This is a genomic window from Pseudomonas sp. FH1 (assembly GCF_000510895.2).
Lineage (GTDB): Bacteria > Pseudomonadota > Gammaproteobacteria > Pseudomonadales > Pseudomonadaceae > Aquipseudomonas > Aquipseudomonas azotoformans_A.
In genome coordinates this window covers 15,162-39,996 of record NZ_AOHM01000032.1, presented here as the reverse complement: position 1 = coordinate 39,996, position 24,835 = coordinate 15,162, and the positions used below count along the sequence as shown (strand labels likewise).

Annotated in this window: 21 protein-coding genes and 1 pseudogene; 8 read left to right on the top strand and 14 right to left on the bottom strand. The window is 60.8% G+C overall.

Annotated elements, in window-relative coordinates:
• Nucleotides 1-7 precede the first annotated feature (7 nt).
• Nucleotides 8-733, top strand: coding sequence for a peptidoglycan editing factor PgeF (gene pgeF, locus H096_RS12060; protein ID WP_033898434.1), 726 nt, complete (start codon nucleotides 8-10; stop codon nucleotides 731-733).
• On the opposite strand, the gene ddlA is transcribed toward pgeF, so the two are convergent.
• The 4 genes from ddlA to H096_RS12040 are packed head-to-tail and all read right to left on the bottom strand — an operon-like array spanning nucleotide 723 to nucleotide 3,326.
• Nucleotides 723-1,817, bottom strand: coding sequence for a D-alanine--D-alanine ligase (gene ddlA, locus H096_RS12055; RefSeq protein WP_033898433.1), 1,095 nt, complete (start codon nucleotides 1,815-1,817; stop codon nucleotides 723-725). The genes pgeF and ddlA overlap by 11 nt on opposite strands.
• Nucleotides 1,818-1,861: 44 nt before the next feature.
• Nucleotides 1,862-2,500, bottom strand: a complete 639-nt coding sequence (locus H096_RS12050) for a LysE family transporter (RefSeq protein WP_033898431.1) — start codon at nucleotides 2,498-2,500, stop codon at nucleotides 1,862-1,864.
• A 33-nt stretch (nucleotides 2,501-2,533) separates the two neighbouring features.
• A complete protein-coding gene (locus tag H096_RS12045) occupies nucleotides 2,534-2,755 on the bottom strand; it encodes a helix-turn-helix transcriptional regulator (RefSeq protein ID WP_033898429.1) in 222 nt (73 codons plus the stop codon).
• Nucleotides 2,756-2,762: 7 nt separating this feature from the next.
• Nucleotides 2,763-3,326 carry a DUF2975 domain-containing protein gene (locus tag H096_RS12040; protein ID WP_033898428.1) on the bottom strand — a complete coding sequence of 188 codons (564 nt, stop codon included), beginning with the start codon at nucleotides 3,324-3,326 and terminating at the stop codon, nucleotides 2,763-2,765.
• Nucleotides 3,327-3,524: 198 nt separating this feature from the next.
• On the opposite strand from H096_RS12040, the gene H096_RS12035 reads away from it, so the two are divergent.
• A complete protein-coding gene (locus H096_RS12035; protein WP_033898427.1) occupies nucleotides 3,525-4,346 on the top strand; it encodes an AraC family transcriptional regulator in 822 nt (273 codons plus the stop codon).
• On the opposite strand, the pseudogene H096_RS12030 reads toward H096_RS12035, so the two are convergent.
• Nucleotides 4,323-5,650: pseudogene (locus H096_RS12030) on the bottom strand (MFS transporter). The gene H096_RS12035 and the pseudogene H096_RS12030 overlap by 24 nt on opposite strands.
• A 122-nt stretch (nucleotides 5,651-5,772) precedes the next feature.
• Between H096_RS12030 and H096_RS12025 the strand changes: the two are divergent.
• Nucleotides 5,773-6,657, top strand: a complete 885-nt coding sequence (locus H096_RS12025) for a LysR family transcriptional regulator (protein WP_033898426.1) — start codon at nucleotides 5,773-5,775, stop codon at nucleotides 6,655-6,657.
• 3 nt (nucleotides 6,658-6,660) lie between these two features.
• Here H096_RS12025 and H096_RS12020 read toward each other — a convergent pair whose 3' ends face one another.
• From H096_RS12020 to H096_RS12010, 3 genes are all read right to left on the bottom strand, one after another.
• The gene (locus H096_RS12020) at nucleotides 6,661-7,236 is read right to left on the bottom strand and encodes a flavin reductase family protein (protein ID WP_033898424.1); all 576 of its coding nucleotides are present in this window, start codon (nucleotides 7,234-7,236) and stop codon (nucleotides 6,661-6,663) included.
• Nucleotides 7,237-7,289: 53 nt separating this feature from the next.
• The gene (locus tag H096_RS12015) at nucleotides 7,290-8,606 is read right to left on the bottom strand and encodes a methyl-accepting chemotaxis protein (protein ID WP_033898423.1); all 1,317 of its coding nucleotides are present in this window, start codon (nucleotides 8,604-8,606) and stop codon (nucleotides 7,290-7,292) included.
• Between the two features lie 105 nt (nucleotides 8,607-8,711).
• Entirely contained in the window at nucleotides 8,712-9,044 is a 333-nt protein-coding gene (locus H096_RS12010; RefSeq protein WP_033898422.1) for a DUF2790 domain-containing protein, read from the bottom strand.
• A 226-nt stretch (nucleotides 9,045-9,270) separates the two neighbouring features.
• Here H096_RS12010 and H096_RS12005 point away from each other — a divergent pair, with 226 nt between their 5' ends.
• The 3 genes from H096_RS12005 to H096_RS11995 all read left to right on the top strand — a co-directional run bounded on the left by H096_RS12005 (nucleotide 9,271) and on the right by H096_RS11995 (nucleotide 13,042).
• Complete coding sequence (locus tag H096_RS12005; protein ID WP_033898420.1) at nucleotides 9,271-10,590, top strand: OprD family porin; 1,320 nt, start codon at nucleotides 9,271-9,273, stop codon at nucleotides 10,588-10,590.
• 344 nt (nucleotides 10,591-10,934) lie between these two features.
• The gene (locus H096_RS12000) at nucleotides 10,935-11,609 is read left to right on the top strand and encodes a heavy metal response regulator transcription factor (RefSeq protein WP_033898419.1); all 675 of its coding nucleotides are present in this window, start codon (nucleotides 10,935-10,937) and stop codon (nucleotides 11,607-11,609) included.
• Nucleotides 11,606-13,042, top strand: coding sequence for a heavy metal sensor histidine kinase (locus H096_RS11995; protein WP_033898417.1), 1,437 nt, complete (start codon nucleotides 11,606-11,608; stop codon nucleotides 13,040-13,042). Before H096_RS12000 ends, H096_RS11995 begins: the two co-directional genes overlap by 4 nt.
• Here H096_RS11995 and H096_RS11990 read toward each other — a convergent pair.
• Genes H096_RS11990 through H096_RS11980 form a run of 3 tightly spaced genes read right to left on the bottom strand, consistent with a single transcriptional unit; the run spans nucleotide 12,966 to nucleotide 18,467 of the window.
• Nucleotides 12,966-16,103, bottom strand: a complete 3,138-nt coding sequence (locus tag H096_RS11990) for a CusA/CzcA family heavy metal efflux RND transporter (RefSeq protein WP_033898415.1) — start codon at nucleotides 16,101-16,103, stop codon at nucleotides 12,966-12,968. The two genes, H096_RS11995 and H096_RS11990, sit on opposite strands and share 77 nt — an antisense overlap.
• 18 nt (nucleotides 16,104-16,121) lie before the next feature.
• Nucleotides 16,122-17,228: an efflux RND transporter periplasmic adaptor subunit gene (locus H096_RS11985; protein WP_033898414.1), complete on the bottom strand. Its 1,107-nt coding sequence runs from the start codon at nucleotides 17,226-17,228 to the stop codon at nucleotides 16,122-16,124.
• Nucleotides 17,229-17,246: 18 nt separating this feature from the next.
• Entirely contained in the window at nucleotides 17,247-18,467 is a 1,221-nt protein-coding gene (locus H096_RS11980) for a TolC family protein (RefSeq protein ID WP_033898412.1), read from the bottom strand.
• A gap of 242 nt (nucleotides 18,468-18,709) precedes the next feature.
• Between H096_RS11980 and H096_RS11975 the strand changes: the two genes are divergently transcribed.
• Complete coding sequence (locus H096_RS11975) at nucleotides 18,710-20,080, top strand: gluconate:H+ symporter (protein ID WP_033898410.1); 1,371 nt, start codon at nucleotides 18,710-18,712, stop codon at nucleotides 20,078-20,080.
• A 40-nt stretch (nucleotides 20,081-20,120) separates the two neighbouring features.
• On the opposite strand, the gene H096_RS11970 is transcribed toward H096_RS11975, so the two are convergent.
• The 3 genes from H096_RS11970 to H096_RS11960 form a co-directional block, all read right to left on the bottom strand.
• Entirely contained in the window at nucleotides 20,121-20,618 is a 498-nt protein-coding gene (locus H096_RS11970; RefSeq protein WP_033898408.1) for a DUF4411 family protein, read from the bottom strand.
• Nucleotides 20,615-21,751 (bottom strand): ImmA/IrrE family metallo-endopeptidase, encoded by a 1,137-nt coding sequence (locus H096_RS11965; RefSeq protein ID WP_033898406.1) that lies wholly within the window; start codon nucleotides 21,749-21,751, stop codon nucleotides 20,615-20,617. The genes H096_RS11970 and H096_RS11965 overlap by 4 nt, the downstream gene beginning before the upstream one ends.
• A 70-nt stretch (nucleotides 21,752-21,821) precedes the next feature.
• Nucleotides 21,822-23,126, bottom strand: coding sequence for an MFS transporter (locus H096_RS11960; RefSeq protein ID WP_033898404.1), 1,305 nt, complete (start codon nucleotides 23,124-23,126; stop codon nucleotides 21,822-21,824).
• A 184-nt stretch (nucleotides 23,127-23,310) separates the two neighbouring features.
• Here H096_RS11960 and H096_RS11955 point away from each other — a divergent pair, with 184 nt between their 5' ends.
• Nucleotides 23,311-24,729, top strand: coding sequence for a TIGR00366 family protein (locus H096_RS11955; RefSeq protein ID WP_033898403.1), 1,419 nt, complete (start codon nucleotides 23,311-23,313; stop codon nucleotides 24,727-24,729).
• Nucleotides 24,730-24,835 lie beyond the last annotated feature (106 nt).

Below are 24,835 nucleotides of genomic sequence, written 5' to 3'. Positions count from 1 at the left end.
TGCGCTCTTGCAACAGGCAGACAATCTCGGCGCCATTCCTGGCGTCGACCACGGTTTTTGTTCGATCAATGATCCACTGCGCCCGCAAGAAGTGTTTATCTGCAAGCAGGTACACAGCGCGTCAGTGATTGAATGGCAAGCGGATCAGGTGCCCAATACGGTAGAGGCAGATGGCGTGTGCACCGGCGAGCATCAGCCCATCGCGGTAATCACCGCCGATTGCCTGCCCATTCTCATTGCCTCAAAGAATGGCGAGAAAGTCGCCGCAGTGCATGGCGGATGGAAGGGATTGCACGCAGGGATTATTGCTAACACCGTGCAGCGCTTCGCGGATGAAGGCGTTGCCGCCGACCAGTTGCGGGTGGCGATAGGGCCGTCGATCAAGCCGTGCTGTTATGAGGTGAGCGAGGCGTTTATCACGCAGTTCCAGGCGGATCAGGGGCACTTGTGGTTAAGCGGGCGAGCGCCGTGGAGCGTGGTGCAACCCGCGCCATTGCTACCACCTGAAATCGCACCACCCCATCCCCGGCAAGCCGCAAGTGCGTGGTTTGATTTGAGTGGTTATGGCGTGATGTTGCTGCAAGCGGCCGGCCTGCGGCGGGAGCAGATCGAGGTGAGTGAGGTGTGCACTTACTGCACGTCACCCACCTTTGCCAGCTACCGCCGCAGGACGCATCATCCGGAGGAGGTGAAGACGCTGATTTATTCGTGGATTGCTCGCATCACCGACTGATCTTCAACCCCTTGCGCCCCGCATGCCGCTCCAACGCCAGCTCGATAAGCCGGCTCACCAGCTCGCTGTAGCTCATCCCCGCCGCCTGCCACAGCTTGGGGTACATGCTGATGCGGGTGAAGCCGGGCAGTGAGTTGATTTCATTGATCAGCACTTCACCCTCGTCCGTGAGAAACACGTCGACCCGTGCCAGACCGGAACAGCCCAGCACCTCGAACGCCTCGATGGCCAACCCGCGAATGCGCTCGCTGGCTTCCAGGCTGATGTCGGCGGGCACCACTACCTGGGCCGCCTGGTCGTCGATGTATTTGCTGTCGTAGGAATAGAAACCGCTGCTCACCACGATCTCGCCACAACCGCTGGCGATGGGGTTTTCGTTGCCGAGCACGGCGCATTCGATTTCACGGCCTTTTACGGCGGATTCAACCAACACCTTTTCATCAAAACCAAGGGCCAGTTCGACGGCGGCGAAGTACTCGGCTTCGTCGCCTACTTTACTCACACCTACCGAAGAACCCTGGTTCGCGGGTTTGACGAACATCGGCAGGCCGAGCTTGTTCACCGCAGCCTCGAACGAAGTGCGCGCCGCGTTGCTGCGGGTCAGGGTGATGAACGGGGTGACGGCAATGCCGGCATCGCGCAGCAGGCGCTTGCTGATGTCCTTGTCCATGCACACCGCCGAGCCGAGTACGTCGGAACCGACAAAAGGCAGGTCCGCCATGCGCAGCAAGCCTTGCAGGCAACCGTCTTCGCCCAGGGTGCCGTGGACGATGGGGAAAATTACATCCACATGTTCCAGCAGGCCCGAACCCGAGGTCTCCACCAGTTGCTGGCTGGCCTTGCCGGGCACCACCGCCAGCTCGCGGTTGGACTGGTTGAGGGCGATCAGGGCCGGGTTTTCCTGGTTGAGCAGGAAGTTCGACGTATCGTTGAGGTGCCAATGGCCGGCCTTGTCGATACCGATCAACACCGGCTCGAAACGGGAGCGGTCCAGCGCGTCAACAATGTTGCGCGCCGATTGCAACGAGACTTCGTGCTCGGCCGACCGGCCACCAAAAATAATACCTACCCGCACCTTGCTCATGACCCGGCCTCACTGTTGAAAGTAAGGCTTCTTACCACGGGCGGTCAGCGATTCGCTACCAGATGTGCACCGAACAGCAGGTAGCAGCCACCGGCAAAGCGGTCGAGCCACTTGCGCGAGCGGCTGTAAAGCTCGGCCATGCGCTCACTGGAAAACACCAGGGCCACGCAGGAATACCAGCTGAACGACAAGGTGGCCATAGTCATGACCGCCAGGGTCAGCAGCATCGGCGAGGGAGACGGTGGCATGGTGGACGCGAAGATGGTCGCCACAAACAGAGCCGCCTTGGGGTTGGACAAGTTGCCCAGCAACCCCAGGCGCCAGGCGGAGAACAATGAGCGACGCGCCTCGTCCGGCAGCACACTCTGGCTCATGGCGGGTGCCGAGCGTTTGAACAGTTTCAGGCCGAGATAAATCAGGTAGCAACCGCCGATGATCTTGAACGCCATGTACAGCATGGGCGCGGCGGTAAACAGCGACTTGATGCCCAAGCCGCCCGCGAGCCCCCACATGACAGTTCCGGTGGCCACTCCGGCCGATGCCACCACGCCATGGCGACGTGAGCAACTGGCCGCCAGTTGTGCGGTGTTGAAAAAGTTGGGGCCCGGTGTCACCACCGCGACCGTCCAGAGCAGGGCCAATGACAACAACGGCGCAGCGTATGGCAGGTTGGAAAGCAGCATCGAATGATCCTTCTTCGCAGTGTTGATAAGGCTCTACTGGTCGGCAACCGGCTCTGGCGTATGAACCAGCAAGTCACCGGGCTGACAATCCAGGTAAGTACAGATGGCATCCAGCGTCCCGAGCCTGATGCCTTTGACCTTGCCCTGCTTGAGCAAGGAAAGGTTCTGTTCAGTAATCCCGATGGCCGCCGCCAGGTCCTTGGACTTGACCTTGCGCCGGGCAAGCATGACATCCAACTCAATCACAATGGGCATGTCGATCTCAAACAAAAGTACGGTTTTCAGAATCCACTTCACTGGCCTGCAACAGGATACGCGCGATTACCGCAATACAGGCAGCCAGAAACAGGGCAACAAAGCTGGGCGCCGTCACGCTCAGGCTGATCATCCGCTGGCCGACCGGCTCGTTCATGGTCACCCAGACGCTCAATAGTGGCTCACATAAGAAATCCAGCAACACCCAGATCGCCACTGCTTTGCCAACCTTACCCAGATGCAACGCTGCCGCACTGGAGAAATACTCGCCTCGCGCATAATTCTTGAACAGCTTGCGCAGGTGATTCAGACCGGACGCCAGTGCCATCAAGGGAACACTGGACAACACGATCCCCCCCAGGATCTGCCAGAAGGGAAACAACGCCACCTGCTCGGCACGCCCTTGAATCTGGCGATCGCTCAGCGCGAAGCCAAACCCAAGCCCGTCGGCCGAAGAACTCAATACCGGAAACAGCCAGACAGCCGCGTTGAGCACCAACATGCTGATGATCAGCAGCAGGGTGATCATCGACATACGCTGGCTGAGTTGAGCAAGACGTTGGGTATTCATGAAAGGCCTCTCTGAAGGAATGTCGAGGCAAGACAACCACAAAATTATCGTAAAACAATAATAATTCATTATAAAACAATACAATAATAACCCTTTGACGCTCATAAACAGAAACCCGCACGATCATTCAAGACTCGGCAGACAACCCGCGCCAGACTGGGTTAACGTACTTCCCTCTCTTTTTTGTGACACACCACCATGGGCAAACCCACCGCCACTCTCGACTGGCTGCACCGCGCCCCGCATGCCAGTGGCCTGGACCGTATCGAGGCGTACTTTGCCGGCTTTGCCTTCGACCCGCATCGCCATGACACCTACGCCATCGGGCGTACATTGACCGGCGTGCAAAGCTTTCACTATCGTGGAGACATGGTCCACAGCCTGCCCGGCACCACCATGGTGCTGCACCCCGATGAGACCCACGACGGTCACGCAGGCAGTGATGAGGGCTTCAAGTACCGGATGATTTATGTCGAGCCGTCGCTGATCCAACAGATCCTCGGCGGCAAGCCACTGCCGTTTATCCCCAATGGTTTGTCCACCGACCTACGGCTGTTTCGCGCCAGCGAAGTGTTGCTGCAGAACCTGGATAACCCCATCGACCCGTTGCAGGAACAGGACGCCCTGTTCGACCTGGCCCACGCCTTGAGCAACGTCTCGGGCGGGATCATCAGCCGCAAGACGTTCGACTACGTGGCCGCCGAGCGTGCCCGGGAATTTATCCACGGCGCCCTGGGCCGCAGCATCACCCTGGATGAGATGGCCGACCATGCCGGTCGCGACCGCTGGGCGCTGTCGCGGGATTTTCGATTGCTGTTCGGCACCAGCCCCTACCGCTACCTGACCATGCGTCGGTTGGACTTGGTGCGCAGCCTATTGGCCCAAGGCCAATCGCTGGTCGACGCGGCAATGACCGCCGGTTTCACCGACCAGAGTCACATGACCCGGCAATTTCGCAGCACCTACGGCATGCCACCGTCGCGCTGGGTAAAAATGTCAGACCGTTTCCAGAACAGATAACCCGGCCGGTTGCCTGAGACACAGTGCCAACACCGCGCCTGCCAGGGCGATCGCCGCGCTCCACCACAACGCCTGCTCGATGCCACCGGCGCTCGCTGCACCGCCAACCCCAACGCCCCGCCTATCTGCTGGCTGGTGGACGCCATCCCCGCCGCCACGCCCTGCTCCCCTTGCCGGATACCCAGGCCCGCCGCCACCCACATCGCGGTCCAGGTCATGCCTTGCCCGACACTCAGGATGAAAATCCCCGGCAGTAACGACCAGAACCCCACGCCGGTCGGCAGCGCCCATACCACCAGCGCAATGCCCACCGCCCCCGCCAGTTGCCCGCAGACCAAGGTGTTGCGCAAACCCAGCCGAACCAGCGAGCGCTCTGCCAACCAGATGCCGAACGTACACACCAACGTCGCCGGCAAGAACGCCAGCCCCGCCTGCAATACGCTGTAGCCGTAGACCTGCTGGTAGTACAACGCGAGGAAGTAGTACTGCACGCCAAAACTGCTCATGAACACCGCCGTCAGCACCATGGCCATGCGCAGTTCGCGGTAAGCAAGCAGGCGCAGCGGCATCAGCGGGTCGCGGCCTCGGTGCTCGATCCAGGCGAACAGCCCGAGCAGTGCCAATGCCAAGACCAGGCAGCCGAGGGTGGACGGTGCCGTCCAGCCCCATTCCGGGCCTTGTACCAACGAGAACACCAGCAAGGTACCGCCGACGGTCACAGTCAACGCGCCGCTGATATCAAAGTTGCGTCCACCCGCACGCTCACCATCAGCGGGGATCCAGTACCGCGCCGCCCACGCACAGCCGCCCGCCAGAGGCACGTTCACCAGAAATACCGCTTCCCAGCCCCACACCTGGGTCAGCACGCCGCCCAGCAACGCGCCCAACGCCAGCCCGGCCGCCGACGCCGCACTCCACACGGCAAACGCACGGTTGCGCGCCGGCCCTTCGGCGTAGTGGGTGTTGATCAGCGCGAGCGTGGCCGGGAACAGCATCGCGCCGCCCACACCCTGCACCGCCCGCGCCAGTACCAGCAATGTCGCGCTGCCACCCAGCACAGCCGCCAGGGAGGCCAGGGCGTAGAGCGACTGCCCCACCCGGTACAAACGTCGTTTGCCGAGCAAATCGGTGGCCCTGCCACCCAACAGCAAGAACCCGCCAAATGCCACGCTGTAGGCGCTGACCACCCACTGCAGTTGTTGGGCGGAAAAATCCAGGTGCATGCCGATCTGCGGCAGGGCAACAAACACGATGGTGGCGTCCAGCGCGATGATCAATTGCGCGGTGGCCAGCAACGTCAGCATCCAGCCTGAGGGTCGAGAAGGAGACATCACAGCGTCCTGTCCGAAAATAAGAGAGCATCAGTTTCTTTCATGCCTGATCGATGATAAATACCGCTATCACTCTTTCAGTAATGACTTTAATCATGGATCTGAACGCTGTTCGCCTGCTGGTCCGCGTGGCCGAAACCCGCAGTTTCACCCGCGCTGCCGGTGACCTGGGGCTGACCCAGTCCGGTCTGTCCCGCGCCATTTCGCGCCTGGAAAGCGAGCTGGGGGTTCGCCTGCTGCAACGCAACACGCGCAGCGTCAGCCTCACCCCCGACGGGCAGATGTTGTACGAGCGCAGTGCACCGTTGCTGGCGGAACTGGCCGAAGCCGAAAAACTGATGCTCGACCGACGCAGCAACCCGTCCGGCCTGTTGAAGATCAGCACGCCGTCGCTGTTCGGACGCAAAGTGGTGATGCCGGTGATCGGCGAATTGACCCTGTGTTACCCCGAGCTACGCATCGAGGCAGTGATGACCGATCGCCTGGTGGATATCGTCGATGAAGGTTTCGATGCCTTGCTGCGTACCGGCGAGATCCAGGACCAGCGCCTGATCGCCCGCGCCCTACCGCCACTGCGTTGGGTCACGGTCGCCGCACCCGCTTATCTCGCACGTTTCGGCACTCCGCACTGCATCGATGACCTCAAGCACCACAACTGCCTCACCGTACGCAATCTACGCAGCGGCCGCCTGGTGGATTGGCAGTTCATGATCGACGGCAGGGTGCAGGATGTCAGCGTCGAAGGGCGGCTGATCTTCGATATCGGCGATGCGCTGGTGGACGGCGCCGTGGGTGGTTTTGGCGTTGCCCAGGTAATGGACTTTGCCGTGCGCGACGACCTCGCGGCCGGGCGCCTGGTTCCGGTGCTGGAAGACGTCGCCGGGCGCAGTCGAGCGATCTCGCTGGTCTATCCGCCGTCCCGGCAGTATTCCCCGAAGTTGATGGCGTTTGCCGAAGCACTGGCAAACGCACGCTGGTAAGGCTTAGAGCTGACGCCCATCAATCGGCTGGCCGATGGTAAGGAAATGCCCGCCCGCCACATGGTGCAAGGTGCGCAGTTCATCATGGCCTTCAAAATGCCAGCGGCCGTCGCTGAATACGCGCGCGTCGGCATAGGCCGCCACCACTTCACCGAGGAACAGATCGTAGGTCTGCTGATTGTGAGGCTCGGGCAGCAGACGGCACTCCAGCCAGGCCACACAACCTTCCAGCAACGGCGCTTCGGTGTGTTCACCCTTGAACGTCTGCAAGCCGTAGGCGGCAAATTTTTCAGTGTCGGCGCCGGTGGTGTTACCCACGGTTTGCACAAGGTCCGCCTGAGCCGCACAAGGCACCTGGAGCACAAAGGTGCCAGCGCTTTCGAGCAGTTGGCGGGTCCAGGTGGCCTTGTCCAGCACCACGGCGACCTTCGGCGGTTCGAAATCCAGCGGCATGGCCCAGGCAGCCGCCATGATGTTGCGTTGGCCGTTGTGCGCGGCGCTCACCAGCACGGTCGGGCCGTGGTTGAGCAAACGATAGGCCTTGGACAGCGGAACGGGGCGACGGTGGGTAGGGCTCATGGACGGTCGGCTCTTCATGCAAGAAAGCGCCTACGATACCTGAAGCCCCAGGCTCAACTCGACAGTTGGTTGGCGAACTGCCCTACCGCACTGACCACCTTTTGCGCGCCGTCCTGGATCTCCACGATCACCGTGCCCGCCTCGGCCGCCAGGGCCAGGCCTTGCTCGGCTTGCAGGCGACCCTCAGTCATCAGACTCACAGCATCGCGCGCCATGTCCTGGTTCTGACGCACCACGCCGACAATCTCCTCGGTCGCCTTGCTGGTACGCGAGGCCAACTGCCGCACTTCATCGGCCACCACCGCAAAACCACGCCCCTGCTCGCCTGCACGCGCCGCTTCAATGGCCGCGTTGAGCGCCAGCAAGTTGGTCTGCTCGGCAATGCCGCTGATGGTCTTGACGATGGTCCCGATCACCTGGGATTGAGCGTTCAGCGCCTCAATGCCCTCGCCAGCCTGTTGCATGTGCTTGGCCAGGTCGCGCATCACATCCACCGCCTGGGTCACCACGGTAGTGCCGCGTTGGGCGCTGTTATCGGTTTGCAGCGAAGTGCTGTAGGCAATGTTCGCGGCCTCGGCCACCGCCTGTTCCTGATTGACCTGATCGGTGATCACCGTGGCGAACTTGACCACTTTGTACAGCCGGTCGGTGGCGTCCAGCACCGGGTTGTACGTCGCCTCCAGCCACACCACACGGCCATGACTGTCGACACGCTTGAAGCGCGCCGCGACAAACTCACCGGCGTTCAGGCGTTTCCAGAAGTCCTGGTACTCGGTGCTGTTGTATTCCTCCGGCTCGCAGAACATGCGGTGATGTTTGCCCTGGATCTGCGCCAGGCTGTAACCCATGCCACCCAGGAACCGGTCGTTCGCGGTCAGCACGTGGCCACCGAGGTCGAACTCGATCACGGCGGTGGAACGCACCAGCGCAGTGATCAGGTTTTCGTGCTCGCGAGAAGCCTCGATGGTGCGGGTGAGGTCGCTGGAGTAAATCGAAAAATGCTTGATGCGCCCATCTGAGCTGCGCACCGGCTGCACAATCGAACGCAGCCAGGCTTCCTGGCCGTTGCCACGCATCAGGCGCACGGTGCCGGCGAAGTGCTCGCCGCGCACCAGGGCGTTCTTGAAGCGCTGTTGGAATTCATCCCGACGCACATGGACCGGCTCCAGATCTTCGATCTTTCGCCCCAGCAGTTGGCCGCTCTGATAGGCCAACTCTTGCAGGAAGTTGGCATTGGCCCACTCCACCCGGCCTTCGGCGTCCAGCGTCAGGCACAGCATTTCGCTTTCCAGGCTCTCCTTGACCTGATTCAAGCTGGACAATTCTTCGCGAAGAGCCGACAGCTCCTGCTTCAAACGGGTGTTGAACATGGGGCACCGATGGTCAAATGGGGAGAGTGATCTGACCTGCATCGGCGCTGTCGGCGTTTTCTGAAGAGGGCTTTAGCCTCAGGTCCAACAATATTTTTGGATCCATCAACTGCCATTGTTTCGGCACACCCCCATCACTTGGTACTCAAGGGTATTGAGCTTGCCGCTGGAGTCTTCGTAGGTCATGCGCGACGGCACCGGGTTGCACGAACGGATCGGCGGCGTGACGTTGACCACCTTGGCGATGTCCAGCTTCATGCCATAGCGGTACGCCTGCACCTCGGGCGCCGGCTTGCCCTTTTTGGCGGCATAGTCGGCCATGGCTTTCTGATTGCGCTCCATCATCAGCGCGAACGTACGATCGCCCCCGCCTTCAGCCAATGCACCGAACGATAAAACTGCCGTTAACACGCCCAGCGCGATTTTATAAAAGTTCATGGTTAGTTCCTCGGTTGAAAAGTTCAGTGCCGAGACTAACCAACTGACCCTGACGCAATCTTCACCAGAACATTACTTATTTGTTAGATAACGGTGAGCTCCCAGAATTGTAATCTTCACGCCACTTCTTCGTTATCCACGGTTTGCAACTATCAGCCCGGGCCAGATCAATAAGAACGCCCACTCCCATAAGAAGCTGAAAACTGCCATTACTTAGGAGCGAACCATGCGTATCCGTCACTACAGCCTTCCCCTTTCACTGTGCGCCGCCTTGCCCTTGGCCGCCGTGGCGGCGCAAGAGAAACCCGAGGGGTTTATCGAAGGCAGCAGCTTCAACGTGCTGGCGCGTAACTTTTACTTCAACCGCGATGATCGCAAGGGCCAGTCCAGCCCCACCGGCAACGGCTACTCAGAAGCCTGGGCGCAGGGATTGATTGGGCGCTTCGAATCCGGTTTTACCCAGGGCACCGTGGGGTTTGGCCTGGACGCATTCGCCATGGTCGGCGTGAAGCTGGATTCGGGCACCGGCCGCAGCGGTGGCAAAGGCTCGTTCGGCGTATTGCCGGTGGACAGCGATAACCGCCCGGAAGACAGCTACAGCAAATTCGGCGGCGCGGCGAAACTGCGCGTGCTGGATACCGTGATCAAGGCCGGTGACGTATTTCCGCTGACCCCGGTCGTGGCGTACGGTGATTCGCGCGTTTTGCCGGAAAGCTTTCGCGGCGTCACCGTGCAAAATACTAGCCTTGAGGGCCTGAGCTTGCAGGGCGGGCGTTTGAGCGGCATGAGCCAGCCGACACAAAGCGGCATGGACAAGGGCTTTGCCACCTTCTACGCGGGCCCGGTCGATTCGCCCTGGATCGGCTATTTCGGCGGCGACTACACCGTCAACAAAAACCTCAGTGTCAGCCTCTACAGCAGCCGCTTGAAAGACGCCTGGGACCAATACTACTTCGGCACCGCCGGCAACTATCCACTGGGCGAAGACGTCTCGCTGTTCGGCGACTTCAACTACTACAAGGCCGTGGACGAAGGTAAAAAGCTGCTGGGCGAATTCGACAACAACATCTGGAGCGCCAGGCTCGGGGTCAAGGTCGGCGCCCACAGCCTAGCCGTCTCGCACCAACGCAACAATGGCGATGACGACTTCGATTACCTGCGCCAGTCCGACTCGATCTTCCTCAACAACTCGATCCAGTACAGCGACTTCAACTCGCCCAAGGAACGCTCGTGGATGCTGCGCTACGACCTGGACATGCAGGCGTTCGGCATTCCTGGTTTGTCGTTCATGACCCGCTACGGCAAAGGCACCGGCGCTGACTACAGCAACGCCAACGCGGTGTACATGCGCCGTGACGCGGCCGGCAACCCGCTCACCGATCAACGCCGCTGGGAGCGGGACATCGAGGCCAAATATGTGGTGCAAGGTGGTCGCTTGAAGGACTTATCGCTGCGACTGCGCCAGGCGACAGTGCGCTCAAGTGCATTTGAATCGGACCTGGAAGAGGTTCGCTTGATTGTCGAGTATCCCATTGCAGCGCTTTAAGCGAGGCCAATTACATTCACTTGCCGATGCGCTACATCTGTTCACAAGTTGAAGTCTGTCAGAACTGTAATATTGGCCTCACCCTCCCGTTAAGTTGCACTTTTTACACTGCACATCGAACACAACTCATCTCTGCGGCTTTTGTGTAGCTCCTTTGGAACAGAGATGAACTTTTTGCGCCCCGATTGGGGCGTTTTTTTTGTGTGCTGGGTCAGTGACGAATCGTCGCACCCGCCTGACGCGGCTTGACCCTAAAGCTACTTCACGCTTCAGAGTTTTCCTACAGCCTACTCAGCCTCGCCATGAGGCCATGCCCCTTTTCGTTTTCTTTGAAGGTAACCCCCATGCGTATCCTTGTGGTTGAGGACGAACAAAAAACCGCCGACTACCTGCAGCAAGGCCTGACCGAAAGCGGTTATGTGGTCGATTGCGCCGCCAGCGGCGTTGATGGCCTGCACCTGGCCAGGCAACACAGTTATGAATTGGTGATCCTCGATGTCAACTTGCCCAACACCGACGGTTGGGAAGTGCTGGAGCAACTGCGCCGCGACGGCAACCAGCGCGTAATGATGCTCACCGCGCGCGGCCGGCTGGCCGACAAGATCAAGGGCCTGGACATGGGCGCCGATGATTACCTGGTCAAGCCCTTCGAATTTCCCGAGTTGCTCGCCCGTGTGCGCACTTTGTTGCGGCGCAGCGAGCACATCCCGCTACCAGACGTGCTGCGCGTCTCGGACCTGGAACTGGACCCCCGCCGACACCGCGCCTATCGCGGCAACCGTCGGATTGACCTGACCACCAAGGAATTCGCCCTGTTGCACGTACTGATGCGCCAGGCCGGCGAAGTGATGACCCGCACGCAGATCATCTCGCTGGTCTGGGACATGAACTTCGACTGCGACACCAATGTGGTGGAAGTCTCCATCAGCCGTCTGCGCGGCAAGGTCGATGACCAGAGCGAGGTGAAGTTGATCCATACCATTCGCGGTGTAGGTTATGTGCTGGAGGCGCGCCCATGAAGACCAGCAGCCTGTCGATGCGCCTGGGGCTGACGGTCAGCCTGATGGGCGCCGGATTGGTGGTGCTGCTGGCGAGCCTGGCATACCTGGCCCTGACGCACGAACTGGACAAGCTCGCGCGCAAGGGCCTGGAAAACAAAATGGAGCAACTGGCCCATACCCTCAACCAGGGCCTCGATGAACACCGCATCACCAACCGTCCTCATTCACTGCTGGACCTGGTGATGGGCCACGACAACATCTACCTGACCATCCTCGGCGCAAGGCCCGATGCACCGGTACTGCTCAGCGTCGGCGCCAAGCCCCAGCAACCGCTGCTGCTTGACGTGCCCACCGGCAAAAACCTCGCCTATTTGAACTGGGTCGATGGCCAGGGCAATCGCATCCTCAGTGCGACGCGCCTGATGCCCTTGCAAGGGGGCGAGTATGTCCGCGTGCTGCTATCGCTGGACCGCTCCGATGATGAAGCGCTGCTCAGTGCCTACCTGCGCTCCACGGTGATCGCCCTGCCGATGCTGTTGATCCTGATCGGCATGGGCGCCTGGTGGCTGGTGCAGCGCGGGCTCGCGCCGTTGCAACAGTTCAGCCGCGTGGCGGCCAAGGTCACGACCCAAGACCTGACCCATCGCCTGTCCCTGGACAACCTGCCCAAGGAGCTGGGCGAACTGGCCGAGGGCATCAACGTGATGCTGCATCGCCTCGACGCCGGGGTGCAGCAACTGTCGCAGTTCTCCGACGACCTGGCCCACGAACTGCGCGCGCCGTTGACCAACCTGATGGGCAAGGCCCAGGTGACCTTGTCCCGCGAGCGGCCTTCGCAGGAATACAAAGCCGGCCTGGAATCCTGCACCGAGGAAATGGAGCGCCTGTCGCGGATTGTCTCGGACATGTTGTTCCTCGCTCAGGTCAGCCATCCCGCCGCGCGCGCCGGTTTTGCCCCGGTGTCGCTGGCACAGGAAGCACAGCGGGTGATGGAGCTGTTCGCCCTCAGCGCCGAAGACAAGCACATCACCCTGAGCCTGCGCGGCGATGCCTGGGTGATGGGGGATCGCCTGATGATCCAGCGCGCCATCTCCAACCTGCTGTCCAATGCCATTCGCCACACCCCCGATGCTTCCAGTGTGTTGCTGCTGGTGGAAAGCTACGACCAGAACGTGTCGCTGTCGGTGGGCAACCCAGGGCGCGGTATCGAAGCCCATCACCTGCCCCACCTGTTCGAACGTTTCTACCGCGCCGACAACAGCCGCGCCCGTGCCGAAGGCGGCACCGGCCTTGGGCTGGCGATTGTGCAGTCGATCATGCGCCTGCATCAGGGGCACGCCGACGTCAGCAGCCAGCCGGGCCGGTTTACACGGTTCAGCCTGGTGTTTCCTCGTCCTTGCGATGCGCCCATTGATACAACGCCGGCAGCACCAGCAAGGTCAGCAACGTAGAAGAAATAATCCCGCCGATCACCACCGTCGCCAGCGGCCGCTGCACCTCAGCGCCGGTGCCGGTGGCGAGCGCCATGGGGATAAATCCAAGGGACGCCACCAACGCGGTCATCAACACCGGACGCAGCCGGGTCAGCGCGCCTTCGTTGATCGCCATCGACAACGAGCGCCCTTCCTCGCGCAGGTTGCGGATGAACGCGATCATCACCAGGCCGTTCAACACCGCCACGCCGGACAAGGCAATAAAGCCCACCCCCGCCGAGATCGACAGCGGAATGTCCCGCAGCCACAACGCCATGATCCCACCGGTCAAGGCGAACGGAATGCCGGTAAACACCAGCAGGCCATCCTTGAGGTTGTTGAACATCATGAACAGCAAGCCAAACACCAGCAGCAGCGCCACCGGCACCACGATGCGCAAGCGCTCGGAGGCTTCCTTCAGCTGTTCGAACTGGCCGCCCCAGGTGGTCCAGTAGCCCGCTGGCACTTTCACCTGAGCGAGGATGGCCGCCTCGGCTTCCTCGACGAACGAACCGATATCCCGCCCACGCACGTTGGCGCTGACGATCACCAGGCGCTTGCCATTCTCGCGGCTGATCTGGTTCGGGCCAAGCACCAGGTCCAGGCTGGCCACTTGGGACAACGCAATGAAACCCAACTGGCCAGACGCATTACCCGGCACCGGAATCAACAGCCGCGACAGCCCGTCGATATCGGTGCGCAACGCGTCGGACAAACGCACGACCATGTCGAAACGTCGATCACCCTCGTACAGCGTACCGGCTTGGCGTCCACCAACGGCTACGGCGATGGTGTCCTGCACGTCACCCACGTTCAGGCCAAAACGCGCGGCCTTGTCGCGGTCGATATTGATGGTCAGTACCGGCAGGCCGGAGGTTTGTTCTACCTTGACTTCCGATGCGCCACTGAGCTTTTGCAGGGTCTCGGCGATTTCCCCGGCGGTCTTGTTGAGCACCGCCATGTCATCGCCGAACACCTTCACCGCCACATCGCTGCGCACCCCGGAAATCAGCTCGTTGAAACGCAGTTGGATCGGCTGCGACAACTCGTACGCACTGCCCGGCACAATCGCACTGGCACGCTGGATATCAGCGATCAGGGTTTCGCGGGACTTCTTGGGATCCGGCCATTGGTCCTTGGGTTTGAGCATCACGTAGCTGTCGGAAATGTTCGGTGGCATCGGATCCGAAGCAATTTCCGCAGTGCCAGTGCGCGCGAAGACCCGCTCGATTTCCGGCACCTGGGCCATCAAGGTTTTTTCCAGTTGCTGCTGCATCTGCACCGACTGCGTCAGGCTGGTGCCGGGCACGCGCAGGGCCTGCTGGGCAAAATCGCCTTCGCTGAGGCTGGGGATAAATTCGCTGCCCATGCGGCTGGCGACAACGCCTGACGCAACGATGGTCAACACGGCCAGGCCGAACACCAGCGGACGGCGCGCCATCACCCAGTCGAGCACCGGTGCATAGACCCGACGCGCGCTGCGCATGACGATATTTTCTTCTTCCTTGACCTTGCCGGTGACGAACAGCGCAATCGCCGCCGGGACAAAGGTCACCGACAGAATCATCGCGCCCAGCAGGGCAATCACCACGGTAAACGCCATGGGATGAAACATCTTCCCGGCCACCCCGGTGAGGGCGAAGATCGGCAGGTACACCACCATGATGATCAGTTGGCCAAAGATCAGCGCCCGCCGTGCTTCCTTGGCGGCGGCGAACACTTCGTGCAGGCGCTCGTTGCGGGTCAGCAGTCGTCCATGGCGCTGCTGGGCATGAGCCAAGCGGCGGATAGCGTTCTCGACGATCACCACCGCGCCGTCGACGATGATGCCGAAGTCCAGCGCGCCGAGACTCATCAAATTGGCACTGACCTTGTTGGTGAACATCCCGGTAAAGGTGAACAGCATCGCCAGGGGAATCACCATCGCGGTGATCAGCGCGGCGCGGATATTACCGAGGAACAGGAACAGCACCGCGACCACCAGCAGCGCACCTTCGAAGAGGTTTTTCTTCACGGTGGCGATGGCTTTTTCGACGAGGTTGGTGCGGTCGTAGACGGTGACGGCGACCACGCCTTCAGGCAGCGAACGGTTGATCTCTTCAAGTTTTTTCGCCACGGCCTGGGACACGCTGCGGCTGTTTTCGCCGATTAACATGAATACCGTGCCCAGCACCACTTCGCGGCCATTTTCGGTGGCGGCACCGGTACGCAGCTCACGGCCGATCTCGACCTGGGCCACATTGCGCACGCGAATCGGCGTGCCATCCGAACTGGTGATGACGATATTGGCGATGTCGTCGATGGACGCCAATTGCCCCGGCGCACGGATCAGCAGTTGCTCGCCGCTGCGCTCGATATAGCCAGCACCGACGTTGGCGTTATTGCGCTCCAACGCCGTGACCAGGTCATTCAAGGTCAGGTTGTAGGCGGCCAGGCGCTTGGGGTCGGGTGCAATCTGGTATTCCTTGGCGAAGCCGCCGATGGTGTTGATCTCGGCCACGCCCGGCACATTGCGCAGTTGCGGCTTGATGATCCAGTCCTGGATAACCCGCAGATCGGTGGGTGTGTAGGGCGTGCCGTCGTCCTTGAGTGCGCCGTCCTTGGCCTCGACGGTCCATAGGAAAATTTCCCCCAGCCCAGTGGAAATCGGCCCCATCGCCGTCTCGATGCCCAGGGGCAATTGCTCACGGGCAACCTGCAGGCGCTCATTGACCAATTGGCGAGCGAAGAACAGGTCCGTGCCGTCCTTGAAGATCACCGTGACCTGGGACAAACCGGAACGCGACAGCGAACGCGTCTGCTGCAAACCCGGCAAGCCGGCCATGGCGGTTTCGATGGGAAAGGTGATGCGCTGCTCGGTCTCCAACGGTGAATACCCGGCCGCGGCCGAGTTGATCTGCACCTGCACGTTGGTGATGTCGGGCACCGCGTCGATGGGCAGTTTCTGATAGCTGGCGATGCCGACACCGGCCATCAACAGCACCGCCAGCAGCACGATGATGCGCTGCTCGATGGCAAATTGGATAAGGCGCTCAAACATGGGGAATCACTCGCGGGATCAATGGGCGTGTTCGGCCGAGCCTTTGCCCAGTTCGGACTTGAGAATGAAGCTGCCAACGGTGGCCACCTGTGCGCCGGCGTCGAGACCTTGGCGTACTTCGACGTAGCCGTTTTCGCTCGCGCCAAGCTCCAGGTGACGGGTGACAAACCCGTGCTCGGTGCGCATGAACACCGAAGGTTTGTCCTCGACGGTCTGGATCGCCTCCTGGGGGACGGTGACCTTGGCCTGGAACGTGTCGGTGGCCAGTTGCACGCTGACAAACAAACCAGGACGCCAAGCATCGTCAGGGTTGGGCACGCTCACGCGCACGGTGGCCGTACGGGTTTGTTCACCCAGCAGGCTGCCGACATAGGCCACAGTGCCCTGCACTTCGGTGCCCATTTCCGTAGAGCTGACCTTGACCGGCTTGCCGACTCGCACCTTGTTCAAATCCTTGGGAAACACGCCGAACGTCACCCACACCTGGGACAAGTCCGAAAGAGTGAAGGCGTTGGTGGTCTCACTCACGACTTCACCGACACCCAAGTGTTTTTCCACCACCACGCCAGCGAACGGCGCACGCAGCTCATAGCGATTGCCGCCCACCCATACGGCGCTGCCACTGAGAGCCGTCATCTTCTGGCGGGCATTGTTCAGGGCGATTTCGGCTTCCTGCAGCGCCTGGCGCGCCAGCAGGTAATCCTGCTCGGCGGAGATTTTGTCTTGCCACAATTGGCGTTCGCGCTGGAAGGTGGTGCGTGCCAGTTCGACCCGTCTCTCGCTGGCCGCCAATTCGCTGCGCTGGTCGGAAATCTGCTGGCTGGCGATCACCGCCAACAGCTCACCTTTCTTCACCGATTGGCCGAGGTTGACCTTTACCGACTCCACCACGCCCGCCGTACGCGGGAGGATGTGGGAGGTTCGATCTTCGTCAAAGCGCACTTCAGCCGGCAGCACCAGCAACGTGCTGATCGAACGCGGTTGAGCCTGGGCGACCTGAATGCCAGCGGCCTGAATCTGCTGCTCGGTGAGTTCAAGCTCGCCTTCTTCTTCGTCGGCCCTTGCAAAGCTGGACAGCATCAGGCTCAAGGCGACGGCAAGCGCCACGCCATGTTTGTTGTTCATAAAGGACTCCAGGAAAAATCAAAACCGGGCGAGGTCGCCGTAAATCCGTTCGATACGCACCCAGGCATCGGTGGCCTGGGCGGTGGCGTTGAGGTATTGGGTGCGGGCCGCGATCAGCGTGCGCTGGGCGTCCAGCACGTCGAGGAAGCTGAACTTGCCCATTTCGAAACCACGGGTGGCGCTGTCCACCGCGCTTTGGGCGGCGGGCAGGATCTGCTGGTTGAACGCGCGCACCTCGGTATTCGCGGACTGCCACAGGTCCAAGGCCTGGCGGGTTTCGGTGCGCAGGCGCAGTTCGGTGGCGTTGCGCAGGTCGCGGGCCTGATCGGCGCGGCGGGTGGCGGCGAGAACGTTGCCCTGGTTGCGGTTGAACAACGGGATCGGCATCGAGACGCCCACCAGGTTCACCCGCTCGCGCACGCTGGCGTCGTACTGGCTGCCGATGGACACGTCGAGGTCGGGAATACGCTGGGCTTTTTCCAGGCCAACGCTGGCTTCGTTTTGCAGGATGCTCAGTTTGGCCAGGCGCAACTCGGTGGTCTGCTCAAGGCGCGCCAGCAACTGGGTGGCCGACGGCACGGTCGGTGTTGACGGGTTTTGTGTGGCGACGGCCTGGAAGTTCGGCGCGGCGCTGCCAGTACTGGCGGCCAGGCGACGATAGGCATCGGTAAGGCCAATCTGCGCGCGGTCGAGTTCCAGACGAATCTCCGATAACTGCACTTGGGCCCGTGTGGCCTCCACCGGTGAGGCCTTGCCTGCTGTCACCCGACCGTTGGCGACAACCAGCCCGCGTTCCGCCACCGTCATGGAACGCTGCGCCAAGTCGAGGCGTTCCTGGGCAAGCAAAGCGCCGTAGTAGTTGTCGATGACTTCGGCGCGCAAGGTGTTGCGGCGCTGCTCCAACGTCAGCGCGGCGGCGTCCTGGGCGCGGGACGCCACGTCGATTCGCGCCCCCCGCTTGCCACCCAGTTCCAGGGCCTGGCTGATCTTGATGCTGGTGGTGCGGGAGTCACGACGGGTGTCCTCCACATCCCAGGAGGCCACCGGATTGGGGATCAACCCGGCCTGCTGGCGACCACCCTGGGCAATGTCGATGTCCCATTGTGCTGCCGCCAGTTCCGGGTTGTTGGCGAAGGCGGTTTGCAGGGCCGAGTCGAGGGTGAGGGTTTGTGCCTGGCTCGCGCTGGCAACCACCCACAACACGCCCGCCCCCAGAAGTTTTCTAACGGAAATTGCCATAACGAGAGTTCCACGCCCATGAAGTACAAGCGGGGGCAATGTAGCTGTCACGACTTATCAGGGCGGTGGAGCAAAGATTACAAATCCGACAGCAATGGCTCTGCGGCGGGCCTCACGGCGCCTTACCGCTGATCGCACCAAAACGGCACATAAGCACTTGGCCATCGCGGGATCAGGTATGCTTTTCGGGCAGGAAACAAAAAGAAACAATTTCCCAAACCTGTTCGATAAGGAGTCCCATTTTGGAGTTATCGACTGCCGCGTGGATGGTTCACGACACCCGCCTTATGTTCTGTGTACTGCTGGCCATCGCCAGCATCATCGTGCTGATCAGTGCGACCAAATTGCCGCCGTTCCTGTCGATCCTGATCGGCACGTTCATCGCCGGGGTCGGCGCGGGCCTGCCGCCTGAAGAAGTGGCCAAGGCGTTCAGTAAAGGTGCCGGCGCGATCCTCGGTGAAGCCGGGATCATCATCGCCCTGGGCTCGATGCTCGGCGCGCTGATGGCGGAATCCGGTGCAGCCGACCGCATCGCCACGACCTTGCTCGGGTTGGGCAAGGGCAAGTCACTGCCCTGGGTGATGGCATTGGTGGCCATGGTGATCGGCTTGCCGCTGTTCTTCGAAGTGGGCCTGGTCATGATGGTGCCGATCATCTTTGTGATGGCTAAGCGCTCAAACCAGCCGCTGCTGAAAATCGCCATCCCGGCACTGGCGGGCATGACCACCCTGCACGCCCTGATGCCACCCCATCCAGGGCCACTGATTGCGGTAGGCGCGCTGCACGCCGACCTTGGCCTGACCATGTTGCTGGGTTTCTGCATCGCGGTACCGGCGGTGATCCTGGCGGGCCCGATTTACGGCAACTGGCTGTCCAAGCGCCTGCATGTGGATGAACCTGCGGATATCGGCGCGCTGTTCAGCGCACCGCCCAAGGCGCCGCGCCAGCCGAGTTTTGCAGTGTCGTTGTTGATTATTCTGTTGCCGGTGATTCTGATGTTGGGCAGCACCTTGGCCAAGGTCGCACTGCCGGCTGAAAGCACCCTCGGCCTGACCCTGAAATTCCTTGGCGAACCGCTGATCGCCCTCGGCCTGGCCGTGATCGCCGCCGTGATCTGCCTGGGCTGGGCCGCCGGCATGCCGCGCACCGAGGTCGGCAACACCCTACGCAAGGCCCTCGCGCCCATTGCCGTGTTGCTGCTGACCATCGGCGCCGGCGGCGGCCTCAAGCAAACCCTGTTGGATGCCGGCGTGAGCCAGACCATCAGCAAGGTCGCCGAAGGCGCGCACATGCCCTACCTGCTACTCGCGTGGTTGATTGCAGTTGCGCTGCGCCAAGCCACTGGCTCGGCCACCGTTGCCACGACGACCACCGCCGGCATCCTCGCGCCGATGATGGCAGGTCTCGCGGCGACGCAGAGTTCGTTGGTAGCCTTGGCGATTGGCGCCGGCTCGGTGTTCTTCTGCCACGTCAACGACGCCGGGTTCTGGATGGTGCGTGAATACTTTGGCTTGCAGTTGAAGCAGACGATCTGGGTGTGGTCGGTGTTGCAGACTATTGTTTCGGTGGTTGGCTTGATCGGTACGCTGCTGTTCTGGCACTTCCTGACTTGAAATTGCCACGTCGAGGGGAAGTATCCTTCCCCTCACTCAATCAGTGATGCAGAACAAAACGAGCATCGAGCTTACCGAGTAATTCAAATGTGTTCATGTAAGGCACGCCAAACAGAGAACACACATTGGGAATCGTGAACTTACGCTTGATGTCAGGGTTGTAGACCTCATGCGTGACGACCACTGCGCCGGTGGTCATTGCCTTGGCAATCAACCAGGGATCTGCGCCCTCGAGAAACTCTTCAAACGCTCCGGCTTTCATTGCAGGCATCTGCTGCGCAATCTTTGCGACGATATGCCCAAACGCGGTTTGAGTTGGCTCATCGCTGGAGTCCTCGAACAGGTGCGCGTTGCCTTTAACCCACTGGGTCAAATCATCATTGCCTCTGGCTAATTCATCCCTTACCGGCACGATACTGGCAATTTCCAGAGCCTGATGCTGTTGAAGAATCCACGCCCAATATCCTGGGCAAATCGACATTCCGTAATAGCGATTTTTGGCCTCAATCAGCGTATTCGAATCCAGTAGATGCTTCATGCCGATAGCTTCATCCCATAAGTCTTCAGCTTGGCAGGCTGCACACCCAGCAGTTTTCCTGCGTCTCGTAGCAGAATTCGGCCGCTCTGCGCTTCTGCCAGGACGGCCTTGCTCAACCGGGTACTGTTTCGAATAGCTGCCGTGCGGTAGTAATCTCCTCCATTACCGCCCTTATCTCGATATTCCTGCAAGATCCGACGGTAATAAGCGCCGTATTGATCACTGCTGATATAGCCGAGATCACGGGCACGACGTGCAATCACCAACATGCTGACCCGAAAGCGCCCAGCCAGCGGCGCAAGGTTTTGCTCCCAGTGCACGTTCGAATCCCATTGCGCTCGAAAGACGAGCTCCGGTGCCAGAAACTCCCCCGCTACCGAATTGCAAAAAGCTTCTTCCTGACGCGCGCTGTGACTGCTGCCATCAGATACCCCCGTGCTACCAATCCAGATATGCGCCAGCTCATGCATCAAGGTAAAAAGGCGTGCCGTGGGTGCGTCCGCACTGTTGATGAAAACCACGGGGGCTAGAGCGTTGCTGATCGCAAATCCTCGAAATTCGCTGACATCCAGTTTGCGGTGGGTATTTCCCAAGGCAACACCGCTGCGCATGACAAGAATGCCTGCCTCCTCAGCGCCACTCACCAAAGCCCTGAAATAGTCTTCATAAGTCATACGAGCAAAGTCATCCGTCACGCCGAGTACGCGACGAATATCTGTTACCACTTCCTTGATAGGCGAACGGCTGTGGAAACTTCCCACGAAGGGCAGCGCAGAGCGTTCTTGATCCTGTAGGTATTCCAAGTACCAGTCTTGTTTACGCAGCACGTCTCGCACTGTGTCCAGCAGATTCAAACTGGGTTTGTTTGGAAGAACGCTACCCACAGTACGCAGGTCAGGAAGAGGAAGGTGCTCCTGCGGCGGAGCCTTGAGAAAGAGGAAGCCAAAGGGTACTTGCGCGATAAGGGCCCATTTTTGCGCTTGGTTGAACGTGGGAAGGTTCTGACCCTTCTCCCACGCTTTCACTTTTTCGACGCTGACTGTAAGGCCTCTGGCAATTTGCGCCTCAGACAACCCCGCCCGCTGGCGAGACCAGGACAGGATGGCGAAGTTGATAAAGGCGGTCTGAGTCATAGGGTTCTACATGCCAACCAGAAGTTGAAGTGACTATAGAAATGGCATCAACCCCCGTCAATTGATGGCCCTAGGTGCCATTTGTAACAGCGTCTACCGTGTGGCGCTTACCAAACAGCGCCACACTCACCACCCCCACCGCCCCCATCACCACGCAATACCCCACGCAAATCCACGGGCTGGTCGGCATCAGCGCAATCAGCAACAACGGCGTGGTACTCGCCCACAGCGCGTAGGCAATGTTGTAGGTAAAGGAGATCCCCGACACCCGTACCTGCGCCGGAAACAAGCCGACCATCACCGACGGCACCGCGCCCACCACGCCGCAACTCAAGCCCGCCACGGCGTACGCCGCGCCCAGCCAGATGCCGCCGCTGATCAGGCTGGCATACAGCACCGCAATCCCCACCGGCAGCAACAGGCTGTAGACCAGCACCGCGCGCCAGGCGCCGATGCGGTCGACCAGCAAGCCGGCCAGCACACAGCCGATATTGAGGAACACGATGCCCAAGGCACTCAAGGCGAAGGTGTGGCTGGGGCTCATGCCGAAGGTTTTCTGCATCATGGTCGGGGTGATGACCACCAACACCACCACGGCGGAGGTGAGCACGCAGGTGAGGATCATCGCCGGCAGCAGTACGGCGCGGTGGTCACGCAACACGGTGCGCAGGGGGAGTTCGGCGGCGGCCTGGCGGCGGGCCTGCATTTCGAGGAACACCGGGGTTTCGCTGAGCCAGCGGCGCAGCCACACGCCAATCACGCCAAACACACCGCCGAGCAGGAAGGGAAAGCGCCAGGCGTAGTCGAGGATTTCGGCCGGTGTGAAGACTTGCGCCAGCAGGGTCGCCGTCAGCGCACCGAGCAGGTAGCCGAAGGTCAGGCCGGCTTGCAGGAAGCCCAGAGCGTAACCGCGATGGTGGGGCGGCGCGTGTTCGGCGACGAAGGTCCAGGCACTCGGCACTTCACCGCCCACCGCCGCGCCTTGCAGCACGCGCAACGCCAGCAGGATCAGCGGTGCGAAATAACCGATTTGCGCGTAGGTTGGCATGATCCCGATCAGCAGGCAGGGCAGCGCCATCATCAGGATGCTCAGGCTGAACACGCGCTTGCGCCCCAGATGATCGGCAAAGTGGGCCATCAGGATGCCGCCCAGTGGGCGCGCCAGGTAGCCGGTGACGAAAATGCCAAAGCTTTGCAGCAGGCGCAGCCACTCGGGCATTTCCGGCGGGAAGAACAGCTGGCTCAAGGTCAGCGCGAAAAACACGAAGATGATGAAGTCGTAGATTTCCAGGGCACCGCCCAGGGCGGCCAGGCCCAGGGTTTTGTAGTCGGAGCGGGAAAAACGCTGCGCCTGTGCAGGAAAGGTGGCTGTCATGTGGAGGCTCGGCAGACAAACAAAATGGCGTGCAGGTTATGAGCTGAGCCCATTGATGGCAATCACGACAGATATATTTGTTTTCCTCATGGATCGATGAAGATAACTGCATTCCCATATCAATGGCCGTAGCGGAACATGCCGGAAAATTGCCTGCACCTAATAACTATAAGAGGAAAGACTCGTGGCCGACGCTATCGAAGAAAGCCGCTATGCCCGCTTTGCCCTGCGTTGCTCCAACTTCGCCGAACGCTGGTTTCCCGACTCCTGGGTGTTTGCGGCACTTGCCGTGATCATCGTCGCCGTGGCGACCCTGGGCATGGGCGCCGCGCCGACCGAGGCCGCCAAAGCGTTCGGCGACGGGTTCTGGAGCCTGATCCCCTTCACCATGCAGATGGCCTTTGTGGTGATCGGCGGTTATGTGGTGGCCAGTTCGCCGCCCGCGGTGAAACTGATCGACCGCCTGGCGCGTATCCCGAAGAACGGCCGCTCGGCCGTGGCCTGGGTGGCGTTGATCTCGATGGTCGCTTCCTTGCTGAACTGGGGCCTGTCTCTGGTATTCGGCGGTTTGCTGGTGCGGGCGCTGGCGCGTCGTACGGATTTGAAGATGGATTACCGCGCGGCCGGTGCGGCGGCGTATCTGGGGCTGGGCGCCGTATGGGCGCTGGGGTTGTCGTCGTCCGCCGCGCAGTTGCAGGCCAACCCGGCCAGCCTGCCGCCGTCGATTCTGTCGATCACGGGGGTGATCCCGTTCACTGACACCATCTTCCTGTGGCAATCCGGCGTGTTGCTGCTGGCGTTGATCGTGGTCTCGCTGATCATCGCCTACGCTACCGCGCCCGGCCCGAACAGCGCGCGTGATGCCAAGGCCTGTGGCGTCGACCCGGCGTTCAACCTGCCAAAGATTCAAGCACCGACGCGACCCGGTGAATGGCTGGAACACAGTCCATTGCTGACCATCCTGCTGGCGCTGCTGGCAGCCGGTTGGCTGTTCCACGAGTTTTCGACCAAGCCGGCGATCAGCGCAATTTCGGGGCTGAACACCTACAATTTCCTGTTCATCATGGTCGGCGCCCTGCTGCACTGGCGCCCGCGCAGCTTCCTCGATGCGGTGGCCCGTGCGGTGCCCACCACCACCGGCGTGCTGATCCAGTTCCCGCTGTACGGCTCGATTGCCGCGCTGATGACGGTGGTGAAAGGCGGTGACGGCCAGACCCTGGCCCACCACATTTCGACCTTCTTCACGTCCATCGCCTCCCACGACACCTACGCGCTGCTGATGGGCGTGTACTCGGCGGTGCTCGGTTTCTTCATTCCGTCGGGCGGCGGCAAGTGGATCATCGAAGCGCCCTACGTGATGCAAGTCGCCAATGACCTGCAATATCACCTGGGCTGGGCGGTGCAGATCTACAACGCCGCCGAGGCGCTGCCGAACCTGATCAACCCGTTCTATATGCTGCCGTTGCTGGGCGTGCTGGGGCTGAAGGCGCGGGATTTGATTGGGTTTTCGTTCGTACAGTTGTTGGTGCACACGCCGCTGGTGTTGTTCTTGCTGTGGGCGTTGGGGACGACGTTGAAGTATTTGCCGCCGGTCATGCCTTGACCGCATCTTCCGATTAATCGCGTGGGGTTGTCCTACTCCAGACAACGGCAACCCCTGACTCCTCCCATCAACGCCTTTGATTAACCTGTCTCGGATTCCTCCTCAC